Genomic DNA, 18,783 nt, shown 5'->3' with positions numbered 1-18,783 from the left:
TCCTTCTTTTACTTTTACTAACTTTACTTTTACTAACTTAAATCGGCTTATGCTCTACTTTTAGATTACCAAATACGTTGATTCTAAAAAGATGCCTCGCTCAAAATCTCGTCACGAGTTTTGCACAGCGCGTGAATCTCGCGATTTTCCGCACGCGCCTCGCTAACGTAGTAAAGAGTGGCGTCAATGCAGCTTAAATCAACGTTTGTAGCGCGCGCAAGCAGTAGCCTATACCAGTCAAGCTGCTCAAGTTTTAGGCGAATATCTTCCGCACTTTTTGGCCGCTTACCCGTCTTCCAATCAACGATTGTGTAGAGTTTTGATTCGTCGTTAGCGTCTAATCCTCCTGCAAAAACAGCATCCAAAGTGCCGTTGATGATTCTATTTGCAAACTCCGTATTATCGACTTGCATTAAAATCGGCATTTCTGCAGCAAGCGGCACTCGTTTTGCCCAACGCGATTCTATAAGCCGTTGCTTCCATTGATTTAGTGCGCAACTTTGAGAATCCGAATCCTTGCGATTCTGATTAAACTCGTAAAGCAAATCTTTGCGATCTTGAGGAATAAATTGCTCATCCAGCAAAGTGCCATTTTTTACAATAGTACGCCACTTAGCGCACTCGGATGCACTAGAAGACACTGCCGAATCCACAAATTGCTGCGCCCACGCGTGGAATTTTGTACCGAGATTTGCATCCATCGACGAAACGGACGGAATTGGGCGAATGCAAGCCAATAGATTGTTGTAAACTCGATCGTTTGCGCGCGCGCTAGCGTTTGCGTTTGCGTTTACATCAGGCGCAACTTTGCTTATTTTTTGCAAAGACGTTACGTTAAGCCTAGATCCGTTGGAAATCTTTTCCACCTTTTTTGCTAAGTCTTCTAGAGAATAATCGCCAGCGTTTTGCGATGTTAAATCGGCGTCTTGAACAAACGCTTTTGCGCGGTAATAAAGCGATTTTTGATGTGATATTAAGGAAGATTCGCCATCGGCATTGCCACTAAAATCACCATTAAAATCTTCACTTTTAACATCTTCACCCTTAACAAGCTTTGCAGATTCTTGAAGCGCATTTTCTACATCTTCACTCAAAGCACAAGGCCATTCAAGCACGCTTTCTTTAGCACGCGAATCGCTTTGAACTTTAATTTTTCCAAACTCTTTAGAAAGCTCACCTGCAAAATCACCTGCAATAAAGCCAAAAACGTCTTCGCCGGAATCGCCAGAATCCGCAGAATTACTAGGATTCGCAGCATCACCAGAGACAGAATCGCCAGAATTTTCCGCCTCGCATTTTTTAACTTCAATCACACCATTAAGCGACTTTATAGCTTCCATCGACTCCTTAAGAAACACCGAAGCTGCACGCTTACGCCCATTTTCTTCCGAATCTCCCGAATTTGCTGAACCAGTTAAAAGCGCTGCAAACTTTGCGCGCGTAAGAGCAACGTACATAAGGTGGCGCTCGTCCATGTGAAGCTGGATTCCGCGCTCCTCACTTTGCGTAAATGGCATAAAATCAACGCTTTGCTGGGATTTATACGCATTATACACACGGCGAGTTTCTTCGCTCAAAAAATCGCCAGAATCCGCAGAACCACAATCCTCAGAGCCAGCATCCACCTCTTGAACAGCAGCCGCAAAATCACACAAAGCTTTGATTCTATCTGGTTTAATCTCGTCAAAAATCTTTTGCACACTATCTAAACTTTGCATGGATTTTTGCGGATGCATTGCCTCGGCACGCGTTACTGTATGCGGAAAATGCGGCAAAATATTGGCATCCACGCGCAACGCAGAAGGCACGCTTGCAGCAAACTCAATCGGTATGCGAGCGCTGGCTTGCCCATTATCATCAACTTTTAGCGAATCGCCTTGATTGCTTGGAAAAGCGCCCTCGTTTAGCCCAACTACAGCAACTGCTGGCCATTGCAAACCCTTTGATTGGTGAACTGTCATTAAAACAACTTGCGCACTATTTTGCTCTGTTCCAGAAGCTTGCAAATCAAGCGTTTTTGCTGAGTCAATCCAATTGATTAGTCCGCGCAAACTAACATCTTGCCACTCGCCCATCTCTTGCACATACGTTTCTACAATCGCGTTTAGCGAATCTAGAACATTGTGCATGTCGTTAAGCATTGTTTGATTGCTAAAATCCTTGTATTTTAAGGCCGCTCCAACAGCGCTATCAATATCTACGTTAAGCGCTTCAACAGCCGATTGCATAACGCTTGTTAGAGAATTTCTTTGCACGCGATCAACTTTATTTAGGATTTTACTAAGTCGACTTACTGCAGCAAATGCATGTGCGCTCAGCTTTTCTCGCATTTGGCTAACCCAATAATCGCCAGCAACCGCAGACTTACCAGAATCGCCAGCAACCGCAGACTTACCAGAATCGCCAGAATCCCCACTCGCCCCAAAATCGCCAAAATCGCGCATAATCAAATCCGCTAAATACACTCCGCCATAAATATTTATGACTTGCGCCGATATTTCCCCACTATTCGCCTTATTTCTAAGATTGCGAACGGCAGAATCCCACTGGCTTCTAGGCAATCCATCCTCAACAAGCCCAGCCGATGCATACACGTTGTAAAGATATTCCGTATTCGCACTATTTGCGATTGATGCCAATGCGCTCAAATCCGCAGTAGATAGCGCAAAACGAGGAGTGGCAAGAAGACGCATAAGCGAATTTGAATCGCTATGATCTTGAACAACTCTTAGCAAACTCAAAACATCTTTAACTGCAGGCTTTTCAATAAGCGAAGAGTAGCCAACTATGCTCGTGCGAATCCCAGCATCCTCCAGTTTTTGAGCATATTGTGGCATTTTTGCTTTACTTCTAAAAAGAATCGCAAGTTGCGGTTCGAGCGGATTTTCGCCATATTTTTCAACGATTTTCTTAGCGAATTGCACAACTGCATCAATTTCTTCGCCTTGATTTGGCATAAACAACGCGCAAACGGTTCCATTTGGAGCATCATCTTTTGGCTTTAGAGTTTCCACTTGCACTTCGCGATCGTCAATGCTGCTAAATCTACGACTTGCGTTTTGCGTTGAATTATCGCCATTTTCCGCGCGCATCGGCTCGGTTAGCGCGTTTGCAACTTTTAGTATAAACAGCGAATTTCTGCGCGTAACAGTTAGCGAATATTTGTTTTGCGCGCTTATGTTAAAGTCTTGTTCAAACTTGCAAAAAGCTCCAGTTGAAGCGCCTCTAAACGAGTAGATTGCTTGGAACGGGTCGCCTACTGCCATAACATGCGTGCGATTCCCCTCTGCAGCATCAAAATCGCCATAAAACAGCGTATTTATAAGCATTGCTTGCGTTGTAGAAGTATCTTGATACTCGTCTAAAAGAACTTGCGAATATTGATTCCTGTATTGCGCACAAATCGAAGGGAAATGCGTAACCAAATAATAAGCTGCAATCGTAAAATCGCTAAATTGCGCCATGTTTACGCGCTTTTTTTCGGCGTCAAATTGTAAAACAAGATCTAGCAAAATGTCTCGTTTTAGGCAAGCGTTGTATAGATTTATGCAAAATTGCAAGCACGAATCATCCCAATATTTTTCGTAACTTTTACACGCATTCTTAAACTTTTCCGCAGACGCTTTCAATGCGTCTTCTTCGCTCATCGAAGCCGTTTTTTTGACTTTTTTGTATTTCGGAATAGCTGGAGCTTTTGACGCAAGTGGCGATTCTACTTTTCTATCTGCAATAACATTTTTTAAGTGTTTTGCAAACTCATTATTCCACTTGCGTATTTTTTGAACAGCTTGAGGCACGCTTGAGCACGTTTCGCCTATACTATCTACTCCAATCATCGAGCACGATATTTCGGCACAAAGATTAATAACATCAGCACACAAAGTGTCAAAATTATATAGCTTACTTAAATTTTTAGCGTTATTTTGTGGATTATCTAAATATTTTCCGATTATACTTTTTATGATTTCCATCGCGCCAGCGTCGCTTAATGGCATTGTGTTTTGATTAAAGCCAACCAAAAGGCCATATCTTCTTACGATTGATTGAAAGAACGCGTCGTACGTCATAACTTCTGGCTTTAAGAATGACTTTGCGCCGCTTGAGCCATTTGCGCCATTTGCTCCGCTTGCGCTAACCTCCGAAGAAACGCGACTTAGCAATTCCGCAGCAGCTTTATTTGTAAACGTTAAACCCAATATGGACTCTGGCGGAACTTTGCTTTTAATTAAATGTATTACGCGGCGAGTCATAGTGTACGTTTTGCCGCTTCCAGCTCCAGCAACAATTAGCACGTCTTGATTAATCGGCGCTTCTATAACCTTTTTTTGCTCTAAACTCGGAGCACTATTAGGCGTGGATTTTACGGCGCTAACGTTGTTATTGCTCATTTTTACCTTCAATCACTTCGTAAACAGTGTCCACTTTTTCTGCACACGCAGGGCAAACGTCTAAACATCTACAATAATTTTTATGATCCGCTTTTGGCTCTGCAGCAAAACTTGTTGATTTAACAGCAGCAGCAGCAAAAAATACGCGAGATATCATCATAAGCGACCATTTTGCGCGCATTGGCAAGTCTACAAAATCCGCCCACGCACTTTGACTTACGCCTTGCGCAGGATTTTGAGCATCAATGCTTGGAAGATCATAAAGTCGATTATTGTTAGAATATCTGTAACGACTTATGATTTCACTAGCACTTAGCGAGCCATCTTCGTCAAACAGCGAAGGCTGACAAATATTCTCCGCAACGCCATTATCTTGCGCAGGAGAATCCTTATACACAACGTGGAACAGCGCACTTCGCGCGATTTTTGTGTGCTTAAGCTTTAGCAATTGCTCATAGTCTTTGTTGTTTTCGGAGCAAAAAACAATTCCCAGTTGATAGCAAATAAGTTGCAAATCGTTAAAAACTTGCTGTGTTTTAGGAACTTTTCCTGTTTTATAGTCGATTAGGCGAATTTGTTGCGTGTTGTCGTTTAACTTTCTAAGTTCCATGCGGTCGATTCGCCCCTGGATTCTAACGCGCAAATCGCATGAGCCGCCATTAGGCCATCCGCCTACCAAAAATCCCATTATTGAATAAAGATCTTCCAAGCTTGTTTGCGATCTAGCAGCAAGATTGTACGCGTTTAGAATATCATCAAAGCCAAAAGTGGCGTTTATTTGGCACTCGCAATAAGCTTCCTCAAGACTACCCAAAGGAACATCTGCAATAGTAGGCTTAGCTGTTTTTGACTTTTCGGGTGCAGGCAGAATCTTTGTTACAACACCATCCTCGTCTTTTTGCGCAAGAATCGGGTAATTTTGCCCGTTTAGCGAGCCTACAAAATATTGAGAAATCGTGTAAAGCGCGCGGCGAACATTCAAATCGTTTTTTATAAAACGGTAGCGGTCTTTTACGTTAGAAATACTAGAATCACTCGGGCAAATCGAATAATAATGCTCAATCATCTTATTTGCAACGTCTTCAATCGCCTTTTTTTGCAAAGCGCTAAACGAATCAAACGAAAAATCAAAGTCCGAAAATTCCTGCGCGCTAGCGCCAACAAACCCAGTAACAAAAGCTTGAAGCTGTGGGTAGTTTTTGCGCAAATAATCGTTGTCTAAATGCTCATCTTGACTTGCCCACCTTGCAGTTTCGTGAATAAGCGTGCCGAATTGCGCTGCCGTACTTCCTACAGTCGGGCCAGCAAATTTACTCTCCAAAAGGCAACAAACTGGGCAAGACCAAAGTTTATCTACCATTGAAGGAGATAGAGTTACAAGATTTTTATTAGTGGAGACTTTTTCTTGTGACTTTAGTGGCGATTCTTCTTGCAATTCTTCGGTTGCTTGCGATTCTGGCTTCGCAGAATCAATCGCAGAATCAATCGCAGAATCGTAATTTTTACGCATAAAATCCCAATTATCTGGATTTGCTGCATCAACTCCGTTGTTTTTCAACAGATTTAACGCATCTAACGCATCTTGAATCGTAGAATTTTTTGCCATTTTATGGCCATCATTAGAGCCACACTCCTCTTTAGCAAGCGTGATTCTAGACGCACAAACAAGACCTCTTGCATCGGCATCAACCGCCGCAAAATCGCCACAAAAATCTGTGTAATCGCAGCTTCCGTCTTGATTTCTCCAATAAATCTCTGGCAAATAGTAGTACAAAAAGTCCGAAGGAACGCAATCATCACTATTAACCGCACTTATGCAAAGATGCTTGCGAGCGCGCGTAATTGCCATTAGCAAGCTGCGCTGTTCGCCAGTAAAAATCGCTTGCTTATCACTTACGCAAATGCCATTAGGATTTTTAGAATACGCGTCAAAAAAGTACGTTATATCTCCACTTTCTCCACTTTCTCCACTTAAAATCCTGCTATTTAGCACAATATCAACAAGCGTTTCCGAAGCAAACATAGTGCTTCTAGCGGCAGTATTCGGCCAAACTCGCTGCTGAACCGCAGGAATCCACACGTAATCCCACGTTCTTCCAACCGAGCCAGAAGGCGTTGTAAGAGTCACAGCGTCTGGAAGAGGCGCCACGCTTGCAAGCGAATCCGCTTCGATTTCCATTTGGCGAACTTGATCAATAAACTCCACGATTGTTGGAGCAGCCGAGACTCCATTAGGCGTCTGCTGGCCTTGTGAGACTGTATACGAGAACGAATCCGCGTACTCAAAAAGACGCATTGCAGCATCTAGCCTATCGTTTGCCGCGCGGCCTTCATCACTATTACTAAGCGCTTGAATTTGCCACTTTTTAGCGCAATTGCAAAGATTCCAAGCCTTGCTTAAAACGTAGCTAACTTGATTTTCTCCGCTGTTTTTAACTTTTTCAAGGTTATTTTTTAGATTTTTAGAAAGTCTTAGAACAATATTAAACACGCGCATCAACGCACGCATATGAACACTGTTTGGGCGCATTTTTTGCAAAACAGAAAAGATTTCTGTAGATTTTACGCCTTGATTCTCTTCGTTTTCTGAATCACCTAAATCGCCAGAATCCGCAGAGCAGCCGTCAATAAGCGCCTTAAGAATCAAAAGATAACACGACTCAATGCTAAATTGCGTGCTATTTGCGTTTGGTTGCGCGCTAAAAACGCGATTGTCAACCGTAACGCTTGCGCTTTCAATCGCAGATGGCTCGTTTGCGCCTAAAAGGCGATTGCTAAGCGCTTTCCATTGCTCTATAAGACCGTGTAATGGCGAATTTTCTCCGCTTGCATTTGCACCGTTCGCCTTTGCACCGTTCGCCTTTGCACCACTTGCATTTGCGCCTGAAATCACTTCGCTAAGTAAACAAATTGAGCGCATAAGAGAATCAACAGCCGCCAAATCCGCGCAATTGTAATCGCCAGAATCCACAAGCGGACTTTCCAAAACGGTCTTTATTCTAGAGCGAACAAAATGTGCAATCGAATAAAGCGTGTAATTACCCGAATGCACGCTTTTTGCTAAATCATCAACACTTTTTTGACTAAATTGCGCTAACTCAATAATCGCAAAAAGCGCTTTAATAAACGGCTCGTCTCTAAGCGCGCGCGTGACGCTCGAGTAGCGCACAGGAACACCGTCTTTTCTAAGACGCTCGCCAAACGCGCGAACTGTTGCATTATCGTGCGCAATTAAAGCCATGTTTTTCCAAGGAATCTTATTGTCTAGATGAGCGCGCTTTATTTGCCAAATAACGCAATCCATCTCTTGGCTAGGAGTTCTGTACAAATCGCCAGAAACCGAAGAATTTTCTGTTTTTTGCGAATTTAATTCGATTTTTTCTATAGGAAAAGCACCTTGAATATTGGCCATTTTCCAAGCCCTGCGGGCGATAGGCGTTTGCGTTGGCATAAGCGAAGCAATCGAAAGAGAAACGCGCGCAGAAAAAAGATTTAGCGCAATTGAGCGATCTGAATGGTTTAGAAAATCGTGTATATTTTGCGATTCTTTGCGCTTTACATCTTGCGACGCCTGTTTTGCAAAATCTTCGCCAAATCCTTCGACTTTATAATCGCAAATTTTAGAAACAGCAGCTTGCATAACGCCATTTTGCGCCGATTCAACAACGTAATCTGGGTACGATCCGCGGAAGGATTGAACGGATTCGTCGGGATTTGCCGTTAAAACAATTCTCACGCCCAAGCGCGCTAGCGACTCAAGAAAAGCCAAGCCAGCAAGCGTTACGTCGTGAAAATCGTCAACAACTAACATGCGCGGAAGGAAGAGTTTAAGAGCGTAAAACTCAAGTGAAGAATCGCAAGATTCGCAAGCCGCCGAAGATTCATTAGCACTATCGCAATGTAAATTATTAAAAATATCGTTCAAAATTTGAACGCCACTTGCCAAAAGCCTAGAAGAATCAAGCCTAAAAGCGTTTGGATATTTTTTGCGCACGCAATCCGCATACTCGCTTCTAAGAGCAAAAGCCAAATTCCATTGAGTTCTAATGCGGCTAACAATAATAGACGATACAAAATCCGAGTTAACACTAAGATGCGAGTCCAAACTGTTCAACATATTTTTTTCCGCAAAATCGCTTACAATGCCCATCTCGTCTAAGCGCGCGAGCATATCTCGAAGTTGGTGAATAAAAGCGGTATTTACAGAGATGTTATAGATGTAATTAGAATCTAGCGAATCAGGTGAATCGAGCGAATCCTCGCTATTTTGCGCGTTTTGTAATTTAGAAATTGTGTAAATCCAAGAATCTTTAGAAGAATCACTAGAAGAAGAATCTTTAGACGAAGAATTCTTAGAATAGTCGCTAGCAAAATACTCGCTAAAAAGAGCGCAAACTTTGCAATTGCCACTATCGCCTTGCAAAACGTGATTAACGTGTACGCACACAACTTCGCGAAGAAGCACGTCTTGCTCGGCGCCATTAAGCAACTTAGGCGCAGGCATGCCAAAAAGCTTATTTCGCGCGGAAATCAAACTAAACGCAAGTGCGGAAAGCGTGCCAACTGGTCGCGATTGGTGCGAAACACCCAAGTTTTGAATTACGTAATCCGACATTCGTGCAGATGTGGAGCGATTTTGAGCAGCAGCAACAGCGATATCACTACGAATAGCATTTTTTAGCAAAAGCTGCGCAGCGCGATTATTAAGCAAGCAAGGCGAATCAGATGCCGCGCTCCAATCAAAACGCAAACCCAAAAGCAACGAGTTAAGCGCAAAGCTTGACTTGCCAGCGTTTGGTGCTCCAAAAACAAGCAAAACATTGGTGTTGCGTCCATGCGCGTTTTTAAGAGTGCCATTTAACAACGATTGAACAGCATCCAGCGCAGAATCTTCCGTACACATAAACACAATTCTACCAACTGACTTAGTTTGTATGTAACCTTGTAGTGCGTTTGTACCAAAAAATGCTCAAATTAGATACAATCGCACTACATAAGTAGCGCAATTCAGATCGTGTCGTTCGCGCGGATTAACCGCGCTCACGTCTTCGCCGCGCAGAAGCAATGCTTCTGCCTTGAGCGGCTCAGCGCTCCGAATTGCCTTCTCGCGCTACGCTCTAAGCTCGAAGGCAGGTCGTCGCGCGATCGTTTTTAATCGCAAGAAATGCTATTCCAATGCCAATAAAAATCAGCGTAAAAATCACAAGCAAATAAACAACACCCACTCCAAGCGTTGTGGAATTAAATGTGTTTGGCGCAAAACCAAACCACCCTGCAGGCGCTTTGTAGTTCAAAAAGTTGTACGGCGCTGCCATAGCATGATCTCCCCAACGCAACCCCAAAAACTCGCTTAGCGCAACAGCGTACGCAACGTAAGCTAGCGGCGGAATCGTAGCAAAATAAACATGAGCGCGGCTGGACTTGTACTTGTAATCAAAAAGAATAAAGTCAAAAATCGCAAGCAACGGCGTTATAAAATGCACACATAAGCTTGAGCACCCATTATTCATGTACGCGCCAACAAATCCGAGTTTGTTTGTAGGAGCCAAGAAGCACAGGTACAGCGTAAACGTGACGGCGATTGAAATCGTCATCATAAACTTAAAAACGTACCATGCGTTTGGCTTTGAATCCACCCAGGCGCCAGTTTGCTCACTTTGCTCACTTTGTTCAACCTTCTCACCCTGCTCAACGCTTTTAGACTTGAGCGCACTTCGCGTGTCTAAAATCAGCGAGCCGAGCAACGCCGCGCAAATCATCAAGTTAGAAAGATTCGTAAAATACGTTAGCGCCATTGAATCCCAAGACATTGCCATTCCGTAAATAGAGCATACGATTGCAATAACTCGAATTATGGTTCTTGTAACGTAATCTTTGCGCGTTAAGACTAGTGTTTCGCTCATTTTAAGCTCGCTTTCAAATAAGTTTTAATTCTTATTTATGTTCTTCGATTTTTCACATAAACACATTTCGTTTTACATAAATAAGATTTACTATACTTGACTCCGATCTATAAATAGCAAAACGTGCAAAATTCAATGGCGATTTTTGTAGATAATGCCAAACAATCTGCCGCAACGCCACGACCTACCTTTTCGCTTAAAGCGTAGCGCGAAAAGGCAATTCGGAGCGCTGAGCTTGCTCAAAGTTGAAAGCACAGTGTGCTTTCAACGCAAGCGAAGACGTGAGCGCGCTGTAACGCGCGAGCGACATGACCTGCCTTGTAGTGCGTTTGTACCGAATTTACGGCGTGTCGCCATACAATCGCACTACATAAACACGCAAATCTGTAGTGCAGCTAAGCGCGCTATTCCTCACGGCTATTAGCAGCCGCTCGGCTGATTTGGCACATAAAGTCCACTGGACTTTATGCCTGAGCCAAATCACGCTTTGAAGGAGCTTGAAACGCGTTATGCAATTTCAAGCTCAGTCAAAGCGAACAAAAAAGCCGCTGCAAGATGCGTAAAACAACTTGCAACGGCTAGTCGAAGTGGATTTGCTTGATTAAGCAATCACATGATTACTCAATGTCATCATCGTAATCACTCTGACCACCTTGATCGTCAAGGTAATCATCTGGATTAAAATCATCACCGAGCTTCATGTCTCCAAAATCAATGTTAGAGAAGTCAACATCCGCCATGTCGCTTTCCCCAAAGTTTGATGGAGTGCTATTTTCAGCAGTCACAGCAAGGTTTGGATACATAGCGTCACGAACTTCTGGATCCGCAGACACATCCGCATTACGGTAGCGCGCCAAACCAGTACCAGCTGGGATGAGCTTACCAATAATCACGTTCTCCTTTAGACCCTTAAGATCATCTTCCTTCTGACTCAAAGCAGCCTCAGTAAGCACGCGTGTAGTCTCCTGGAAGGATGCGGCAGAAAGCCAAGAATCCGTAGCCAAAGAAGCCTTGGTAATACCCATAAGCTCTGGTCGGCCAGCAGCAGGCTTACCGCCATTCTTAACGGCATCAAGATTTGCCTCACGGAACTTTGCCTGATCCACAAGCTCACCTGGAAGAAGCTCAGTGTCTCCAGAATCAATCACCGTAATACGGCGGAGCATCTGGTGAACAATAACCTCAATGTGCTTATCGTGAATATCAACGCCCTGAGAACGGTAAACGTTGTGAACTTCTTCCACAATATTCACCTGAGCTGCACGCGGGCCAAGGATTCGCAAAATCTTCTTAGGATCCACAGAACCCTCAATAAGCTGCGTGCCAACCTCAACGTGGTCGCCATCCTTAACAAGCATTGGAGCGCGGCGAGTTACTGGGTAAACGATTGGCTCAACGGTTGTATCGTCTGGAGTCAAAGTGACTTGACGGCCGTGATCCGTATCTTCTACCTTCACAACGCCTGGGAACTCTGCGATTGGAGCCTCGCCCTTAGGAGTACGAGCCTCAAAAAGCTCGGTAACACGAGGAAGACCCTGCGTAATATCGCTTGCCGAAGCAACGCCACCAGAGTGGAAGGAACGAAGCGTAAGCTGCGTACCAGGCTCACCAATGGACTGTGCTGCAACAATACCAACAGCCTCACCAACGTCCACGAGTCGGCTTGTAGCCAAAGACCAGCCGTAGCACTTTGCGCAAACGCCGCGCTTAGATTCGCAAGTAAGAACGGAGCGAGCCTTAACTTCTTCAACGCCGTGCGCAACCAAACTGCGCAAAACGTCCATAGAAAGCGCGTCTCCACACTTTGCCAAAACTGTTGTACCGTCTGCTGGATCGAGCACGTCTGCAGCAAGCAAGCGCGAGTATGGGCCACCATCAGCAGCCTTAACAAGCGTCAAATTGCCGTTTTCGTCGCGGTCCGCAATCTTCATCATAAGGCCACGTTTCGTGCCGCAATCTTCTTCGCGAACAATAACTTCCTGCGAAACGTCCACAAGACGACGAGTCAAGTAACCAGATTCTGCTGTACGAAGTGCGGTATCTGCCAAGCCCTTACGAGCGCCGTGCTGAGAGATGAAGTACTCCAACACGGAAAGGCCATCGCGGTAGTTTGACTTAACAGGACGAGGAATAATCTCACCCTTAGGATTTGCCACCAAGCCTCGCATACCAGCAATCTGACGAATCTGCATCCAGTTACCACGCGCGCCAGACTGAACCATAATGTTCACATTGTTGTCGTCGTGGAAGTTCTCGCGCATTGCGTCTGCAACCTTATCGGTGCATTCGGTCCACAAGTTAATCAACTCTTGACGACGCTCTTCGTCTGTAAGAAGACCCATATCGTACTGGGAGTTGATCTTTGCAGCCTGATCCTCGTAATCTTGCGCAATCTGCTCGCGATTTGGAGGAAGCACAATGTCGGAGAATGCCATTGTAACGCCCGACCAAGGTGCGCGCGTAAAGCCAAGATCCTTCAAAGCATCGAGGCTTGCGGCAACCTGAGCGGTGGAATAGCGCGTAGCAATGTCGTCAACAATCTTAGAAAGAACACCCTTTGGAACCTGCTGGTTTACAAACGGATAGTCCTCTGGAAGAGTGCTATTGAACAGCACGCGACCGCAAGACGTTGCAAACAGAACAGTTCCATCCTTAAAGCGCTCTTCGTGAACAACATCTGGGCTGCCTGGCTCTGGATTTACGACCTTAAGTTCTCCTGGCTCCCAATCCTTTGGTAGCACAAAGTCCTCTGGCACGCGGATTAATACCTTTGCCTGCATGTCAATCTCGTGCTTGTCGAGCGCCATTTGAGCTTCTGCAAGCGAGGAGAAGATTCGGCCTTGACCCTTTGCACCGTCGATTACGGTAGACAAGTAGTACAAGCCCAAAATCATATCCTGAGATGGCATTGTAACTGTGTGACCATCTGCTGGCTTCAAGATATTGTCGGATGCCATCATCAAGCTGCGAGCTTCTGCTTGAGCTTCGGCGGAAAGTGGCAAATGCACTGCCATCTGGTCACCATCGAAGTCGGCGTTGAATGCCGCGCAAGCAAGTGGTGGCAAGTGGATTGCCTTACCTTCAACCAAGATTGGCTCAAATGCTTGAATACCCAATCGGTGAAGCGTAGGTGCGCGGTTAAGAAGAACAGGATGCTCGGAGATAACTTCCTCGAGCACGCCCCAAACCTCGGAATCTCCGCGATCCACAAGGCGCTTGGCGCTCTTCATATTCTGCGCAAAGCCCTGATCCACCAAACGTTTAATAACGAATGGCTTAAACAGCTCCAACGCCATTGGCTTAGGCAAACCGCATTGATGCATGCGAAGGCTTGGACCAACAACGATTACGGAACGGCCAGAATAATCAACTCGCTTACCGAGCAAGTTCTGACGGAATCGACCCTGCTTACCTTTAAGCATATCGGAAAGCGACTTTAGTGGCCTATTGGATGCGCCAGTTACTGGGCGGCCACGGCGACCGTTGTCGAAGAGTGAATCAACAGCTTCCTGAAGCATGCGCTTTTCGTTATTAAGCATGATTTCAGGAGCGCCAAGCTCAATCAGCCTCTTCAAACGATTGTTACGGTTGATTACGCGACGGTACAAATCGTTCAAATCAGATGTTGCAAAGCGGCCACCATCAAGCTGAACCATTGGTCGCAAGTCTGGTGGGATTACTGGAATAACGTCCAAAACCATTGCTTCTGGCTTGTTTCCAGTAGTCAAGAACGCGTTCACAACCTTAAGTCGCTTCAAAGCGCGCGCCTTGCGCTGACCAGTACCATTGTCGATTTCTTCGCGAAGTTCTACAGCAGCAGACTTAAGATCGAAGTCTTGCAAGCGCTTCTTGATTGCTTCCGCGCCCATGCATCCTTCAAAGTAGTCGCCATAGCGATCTTCCATCTCTCGCCAAAGATCAACATCGCCTTCCATATCTCCTGCACGCAAGCCCTTAAAGCGATCGAAAACTGCGTTCAAACGCTGAATTTGCTCGTCGTAGCGAGTACGGATAGCAGACATTTCGCGCTCAGCTCCAGCACGCAACTTAGACTTTGCGCTACCTTTTGCTTCGCCCGACTCTTCTAGCTCGTGAAGATCCTCTTCTGCTTTCTTTGCACGCGCATCAATCTCGTTGTCGCGGCGCTTGCGAAGATTGCCAATCTCGGTATCAAACTCGTCTTGCAAGTCTGGAAGATCCTGGTGACGCTGCTCTTCGTCTACCTTAGTAACCATGTAGGCTGCAAAGTAGATGACCTTTTCCAAGTCTTTTGGAGCAATGTCGAGCAAATATCCCAAGCGGCTTGGCACACCCTTGAAGAACCAAATGTGTGTTACAGGAGCCGCAAGCTCAATATGACCCATGCGTTCGCGGCGAACGCGGCTGCGTGTAACTTCCACGCCGCATCGCTCGCACACGATTCCCTTAAAGCGCACGCGCTTATACTTGCCGCACGCGCACTCCCAATCGCGAGTAGGACCAAAAATCTGCTCACCGAACAGACCATCCTTCTCTGGCTTAAGGGTACGGTAATTAATGGTTTCTGGCTTCTTAACTTCGCCGTGGCTCCAGCTACGGATGTCTTCGGCAGTGGCCAGTCCAATCCTCAGTTTGTCAAATGCGTTGACGTCCAGCACTATTATCGTCCTGTCTCATGAAATTGTTTTTCTAAGTTTCTTAAAGTGATTAGTGATTAGTGATTAGTGATTAAAACACTTGTAACACTTGTATCACTGGTATTCAGGTTCTTGAATAACTTGGTCTTCTTTGGCAGACGAATCTGGTCGTGCACCAATATTAAAGCCCAAATTTTCAGAAGACGACACCGGATCATCATCTTCATCCTTCATGTCGATTGCCACTCCTTCGGAGTTAAGCACCTCAACATTCAAGGAGAGCGACTGCATTTCCTTGAGCAACACCTTAAAGGACTCAGGAATACCAGCAGGTGGAAGATTATCGCCCTTAACAATAGCGCCATACACGCGCACGCGACCGTCAACGTCATCAGACTTTGTGGTCATCATTTCGTGCAATGTGTACGCAGCGCCATAAGCCTCAAGCGCCCACACTTCCATCTCACCAAAGCGCTGGCCGCCGAACTGAGCCTTACCACCCAACGGCTGCTGGGTAATCATAGAGTAAGGACCAGTGGAACGAGCGTGAATCTTATCATCAACCAAGTGATGCAGCTTCAAGATGTACATGTAACCAACAGAAATTGGCTTAGGGAATGGTTCACCAGTGCGGCCGTCAAACAGTGTTGCCTTACCGTCGGAGCCAACAAGCTTATTGCCATCGCGGTCTGCAAGCGTAGTGCTCAAAAGACCCTTCAAAGTCTCTGGGCGCACGCCGTCGAACACTGGAGTTGCAACAGGAGTGCATGGATCGCCGTGCTCGGCGCCTTCTGGCACGTACTTCTTCCAAGCAGCCTCAAGGTCTGGATCCAAGTTAATATCCCAGCCTGCGTGAGCAATCCAACCCAAGTGAAGCTCGAGCACCTGGCCCAAGTTCATTCGAGAAGGCACGCCCAGCGGGTTAAGCATAATGTCTACTGGAGTACCATCCTCCAAGAATGGCATATCCTCTTCTGGCAAAATGCGGGAAATAACACCCTTATTACCGTGACGACCAGAAAGCTTATCGCCCTGCGTAATCTTGCGATGCTGAGCAATGTACACGCGAATCATCTGGTTTACGCCATTTGGAAGCTCATCGCCATCGTCTTCAGCGTCTTCACGAGTGATTTCCTTAACAGCAATCACAGTACCAGTTTCGCCGTGTGGCACGCGCAAAGAAGTGTCTCGAACTTCGCGGCTCTTTTCGCCAAAGATTGCGCGAAGCAAGCGCTCTTCTGGAGTAAGCTCGGTCTCGCCCTTAGGTGTTACCTTACCAACCAAAATGTCGCCAGCTTCCACCTCGGCACCAATGCGAATAATACCGCGCTCGTCGAGGTTTGCAATAGCGTCTTCGCCAACGTTTGGAAGATCGCGAGTAATCTCTTCGGCACCAAGCTTGGTTTCGCGAGCATCAATCTCGTACTCTTCAATGTGAATCGAAGAAAGCGTATCGTCTTGCACGAGTCGCTGAGAAATAATCACAGCATCCTCGTAGTTGTAGCCGTTCCAAGGCATAAACGCAACGAGCAAATTCTTGCCGAGTGCAAGCTCACCCTTGTCTGTTGCAGGGCCATCAGCCAAAACAGTTCCTGCTTCCACGCGCTCGCCATCTTTAATAAGCGGCACCTGGTTGTAGCAAGTAGTCTGGTTGGAACGCTGGAACTTAGAAAGCTTGTAGCTAGATTGAGTTCCGTCATCGTTCATAACGCGAATAATATCCGCAGAAACGTAGGTTACAACGCCTGGCTTTTCGGAAAGAATCACGTCTCCAGAATCAACTGCAGCACGCCATTCGGAACCCGTACCAACAAGTGGACGCTCCGACTTAATAAGAGGCACGGCCTGGCGCTGCATGTTGGTACCCATCAAAGCACGGTGACCTTCATCGTGCTCCAAGAATGGAATCAAGCTTGCGCCGAGGGAAACCATCTGACGTGGGGAAACATCCATGTAGTCAACAGTGCTTACAGGCACATCGACTGCCTCTTCTTCGTCCACGCGAGCAAGCGCCTGCGTGCCAACAAAGTTGCCATTTTCGTCGAGTTCCTGGTTTGCCTGAGCAATAACATGCTCTGCTTCGCGGTCTGCAGTCATATATTCGACTTCGTTAGTCACATGACCGTTAACAACCTTACGATAAGGCGTTTCAATAAAGCCGAATGGATTAATACGACCAAAGGTTGCAAGCGAACCGATAAGACCGATGTTTGGACCTTCTGGGGATTCGATTGGGCACATACGACCAAAGTGGGATGGGTGCACGTCTCGAACTTCCATAGATGCGCGGTCTCTAGAAAGACCACCAGGACCAAGAGCCGAAAGACGACGCTTGTTTGTAACGCCTGCCAAAGGATTGTTTTGATCCATAAACTGGCTAAGCTGGGAAGTTCCGAAGAACTCCTTAATCGTAGCGTTAACTGGTCGAATGTTAATCAATGACTGTGGTGTAATCGCCTCAGCGTCTTGAGTTGTCATGCGTTCGCGCACAACGCGCTCCATGCGGCTTAAGCCAGTACGAATCTGATTCTGTACAAGCTCGCCAACCTGGCGGATTCGGCGGTTTCCAAAGTGATCAATATCGTCTACGTCTACACGCAACTGCACATCTTCGCCATCGCGCTTGCCTGGGAAGGTCTTTTCGCCAGCATGCAAAGTAACCAAATACTTGATTGTGGCAATAATGTCTTCGCGATTCAAGCTGCGATCGTTGTAATCCGCTTCCAAACCAAGCTTGCGATTAATCTTGTAGCGACCAACGCGCGCCAAATCGTAGCGCTTTGTGTTGAAGTAGAAGGATTCGAGCAAATTGCGGCCCGCGTCGGCAGTTGCAGTATCTGCTGGACGAATCTTTCTGTACAAGTCTGTAAGAGCATCGTCTTGAGTATCGATTGGCTCTTTTTCTAGAGCGTCGAGAACAAGAGGATAACCCTGGAATGCTTCGGCAATTTCTGGCTTAGTCATGCCGATTGCCATTAAGAATACGATTGCAGACTGCTTGCGCTTGCGATCTACGCGCACGCCAAGAACATCGCGCTTATCAATCTCGAACTCAAGCCACGCTCCGCGACTTGGAATGATTTTTGCGCCAAAAACGTCTTTATCGGAAGTGCGATCTTGCGTGCGATCGAAGTACACGCCTGGGGAACGCACAAGCTGAGACACGATTACGCGCTCAGTGCCGCCAATAATGAATGTTCCGTGTGGGGTTTGTAATGGGAAATCACCCATAAAAACAGTCTGGCTCTTAATCTCGCCAGTTTCGCCGTTTTCAAACTCTGCGTTTACGTACAAAGGAGCGGAATATGTGTAATCCTTCTCTTTGCACTCAAGCACAGTGTGACGTGGCTCTTCAAAATATGGATCCGAGAATGTGAGGCTCATTGTCTCAGCAAAATTCTCGATTGGAGAAATCTCTTGGAACACTTCTTCCAGACCAGAGACGTGTGGCACAGTGTGAGTGCCATTTGCCTCATCTTCTTCGACGCGCTTCTTCCAACGCTCGGAGCCGATCAGCCAGTCAAAGCTGTCGGTTTGCACACCGAGGAGGTATGGCACATCGATTGGCTCACAAATGGAGCCGAAATTCACACGATCCGACGCTTTGTGCAACTTAATGCTGTGCTCGTCGGCACGCGCGATGACTTTGGTGGTGTTCGTCGTAGCTTGTTCAGCAGCCAATGGACGTTCCTTTATCGCTAGCTAGTTTTATTAATCCTTGGGAGCTTTAGAAAATCGCAGCAAACGCGCTTAAAATCAATGATTTTGGGTTTGCGGGCGCCTTCTTCGGTTCCTTGAGTATGCCCGCTATATGACACACCGTGTACAAAGAGACGATTTTACCCCTTCGCTTCGACTTTTTATCGTCATTTATGC

The 18,783-nt window shown here is 46.1% G+C and carries 5 protein-coding genes; all 5 read right to left on the bottom strand.

The genetic code is table 11. The annotated features are described in order from the left end of the window. Positions 1-83 precede the first annotated feature (83 nt). Entirely contained in the window at positions 84-4,388 is a 4,305-nt protein-coding gene (locus HXT45_RS01900) for a UvrD-helicase domain-containing protein (RefSeq protein ID WP_421782068.1), read from the bottom strand. Continuing rightward, entirely contained in the window at positions 4,378-9,291 is a 4,914-nt protein-coding gene (locus HXT45_RS01895; protein ID WP_421782066.1) for a PD-(D/E)XK nuclease family protein, read from the bottom strand. The genes HXT45_RS01900 and HXT45_RS01895 overlap by 11 nt, the downstream gene beginning before the upstream one ends. 214 nt (positions 9,292-9,505) lie before the next feature. After that, positions 9,506-10,291 (bottom strand): hypothetical protein, encoded by a 786-nt coding sequence (locus tag HXT45_RS01890; RefSeq protein WP_421782064.1) that lies wholly within the window; start codon positions 10,289-10,291, stop codon positions 9,506-9,508. A gap of 617 nt (positions 10,292-10,908) precedes the next feature. After that, complete coding sequence (locus HXT45_RS01885; RefSeq protein ID WP_421782062.1) at positions 10,909-14,928, bottom strand: DNA-directed RNA polymerase subunit beta'; 4,020 nt, start codon at positions 14,926-14,928, stop codon at positions 10,909-10,911. 93 nt (positions 14,929-15,021) lie between these two features. Beyond that, positions 15,022-18,588 (bottom strand): DNA-directed RNA polymerase subunit beta, encoded by a 3,567-nt coding sequence (rpoB, locus tag HXT45_RS01880; protein ID WP_060785614.1) that lies wholly within the window; start codon positions 18,586-18,588, stop codon positions 15,022-15,024. Positions 18,589-18,783: the final 195 nt, after the last annotated feature.

This window comes from Gardnerella sp. DNF01199S, from assembly GCF_049244155.1.
Lineage (GTDB): Bacteria > Actinomycetota > Actinomycetes > Actinomycetales > Bifidobacteriaceae > Bifidobacterium > Bifidobacterium piotii.
Note: the sequence above shows the minus strand (reverse complement) of the source record. Positions and strands in the feature narration are given on the sequence as shown.

What these genes read in the sequence shown, in the direction of transcription:
- HXT45_RS01890 (WP_421782064.1), bottom strand. Translation starts at nt 10,291, where the DNA reads ATGAGCGAAACACTAGTCTTAACGCGCAAAGATTACGTTACAAGAACC.
- HXT45_RS01900 (WP_421782068.1), bottom strand. Translation starts at nt 4,388, where the DNA reads ATGAGCAATAACAACGTTAGCGCCGTAAAATCCACGCCTAATAGTGCT.
- HXT45_RS01895 (WP_421782066.1), bottom strand. Translation starts at nt 9,291, where the DNA reads ATGTGTACGGAAGATTCTGCGCTGGATGCTGTTCAATCGTTGTTAAAT.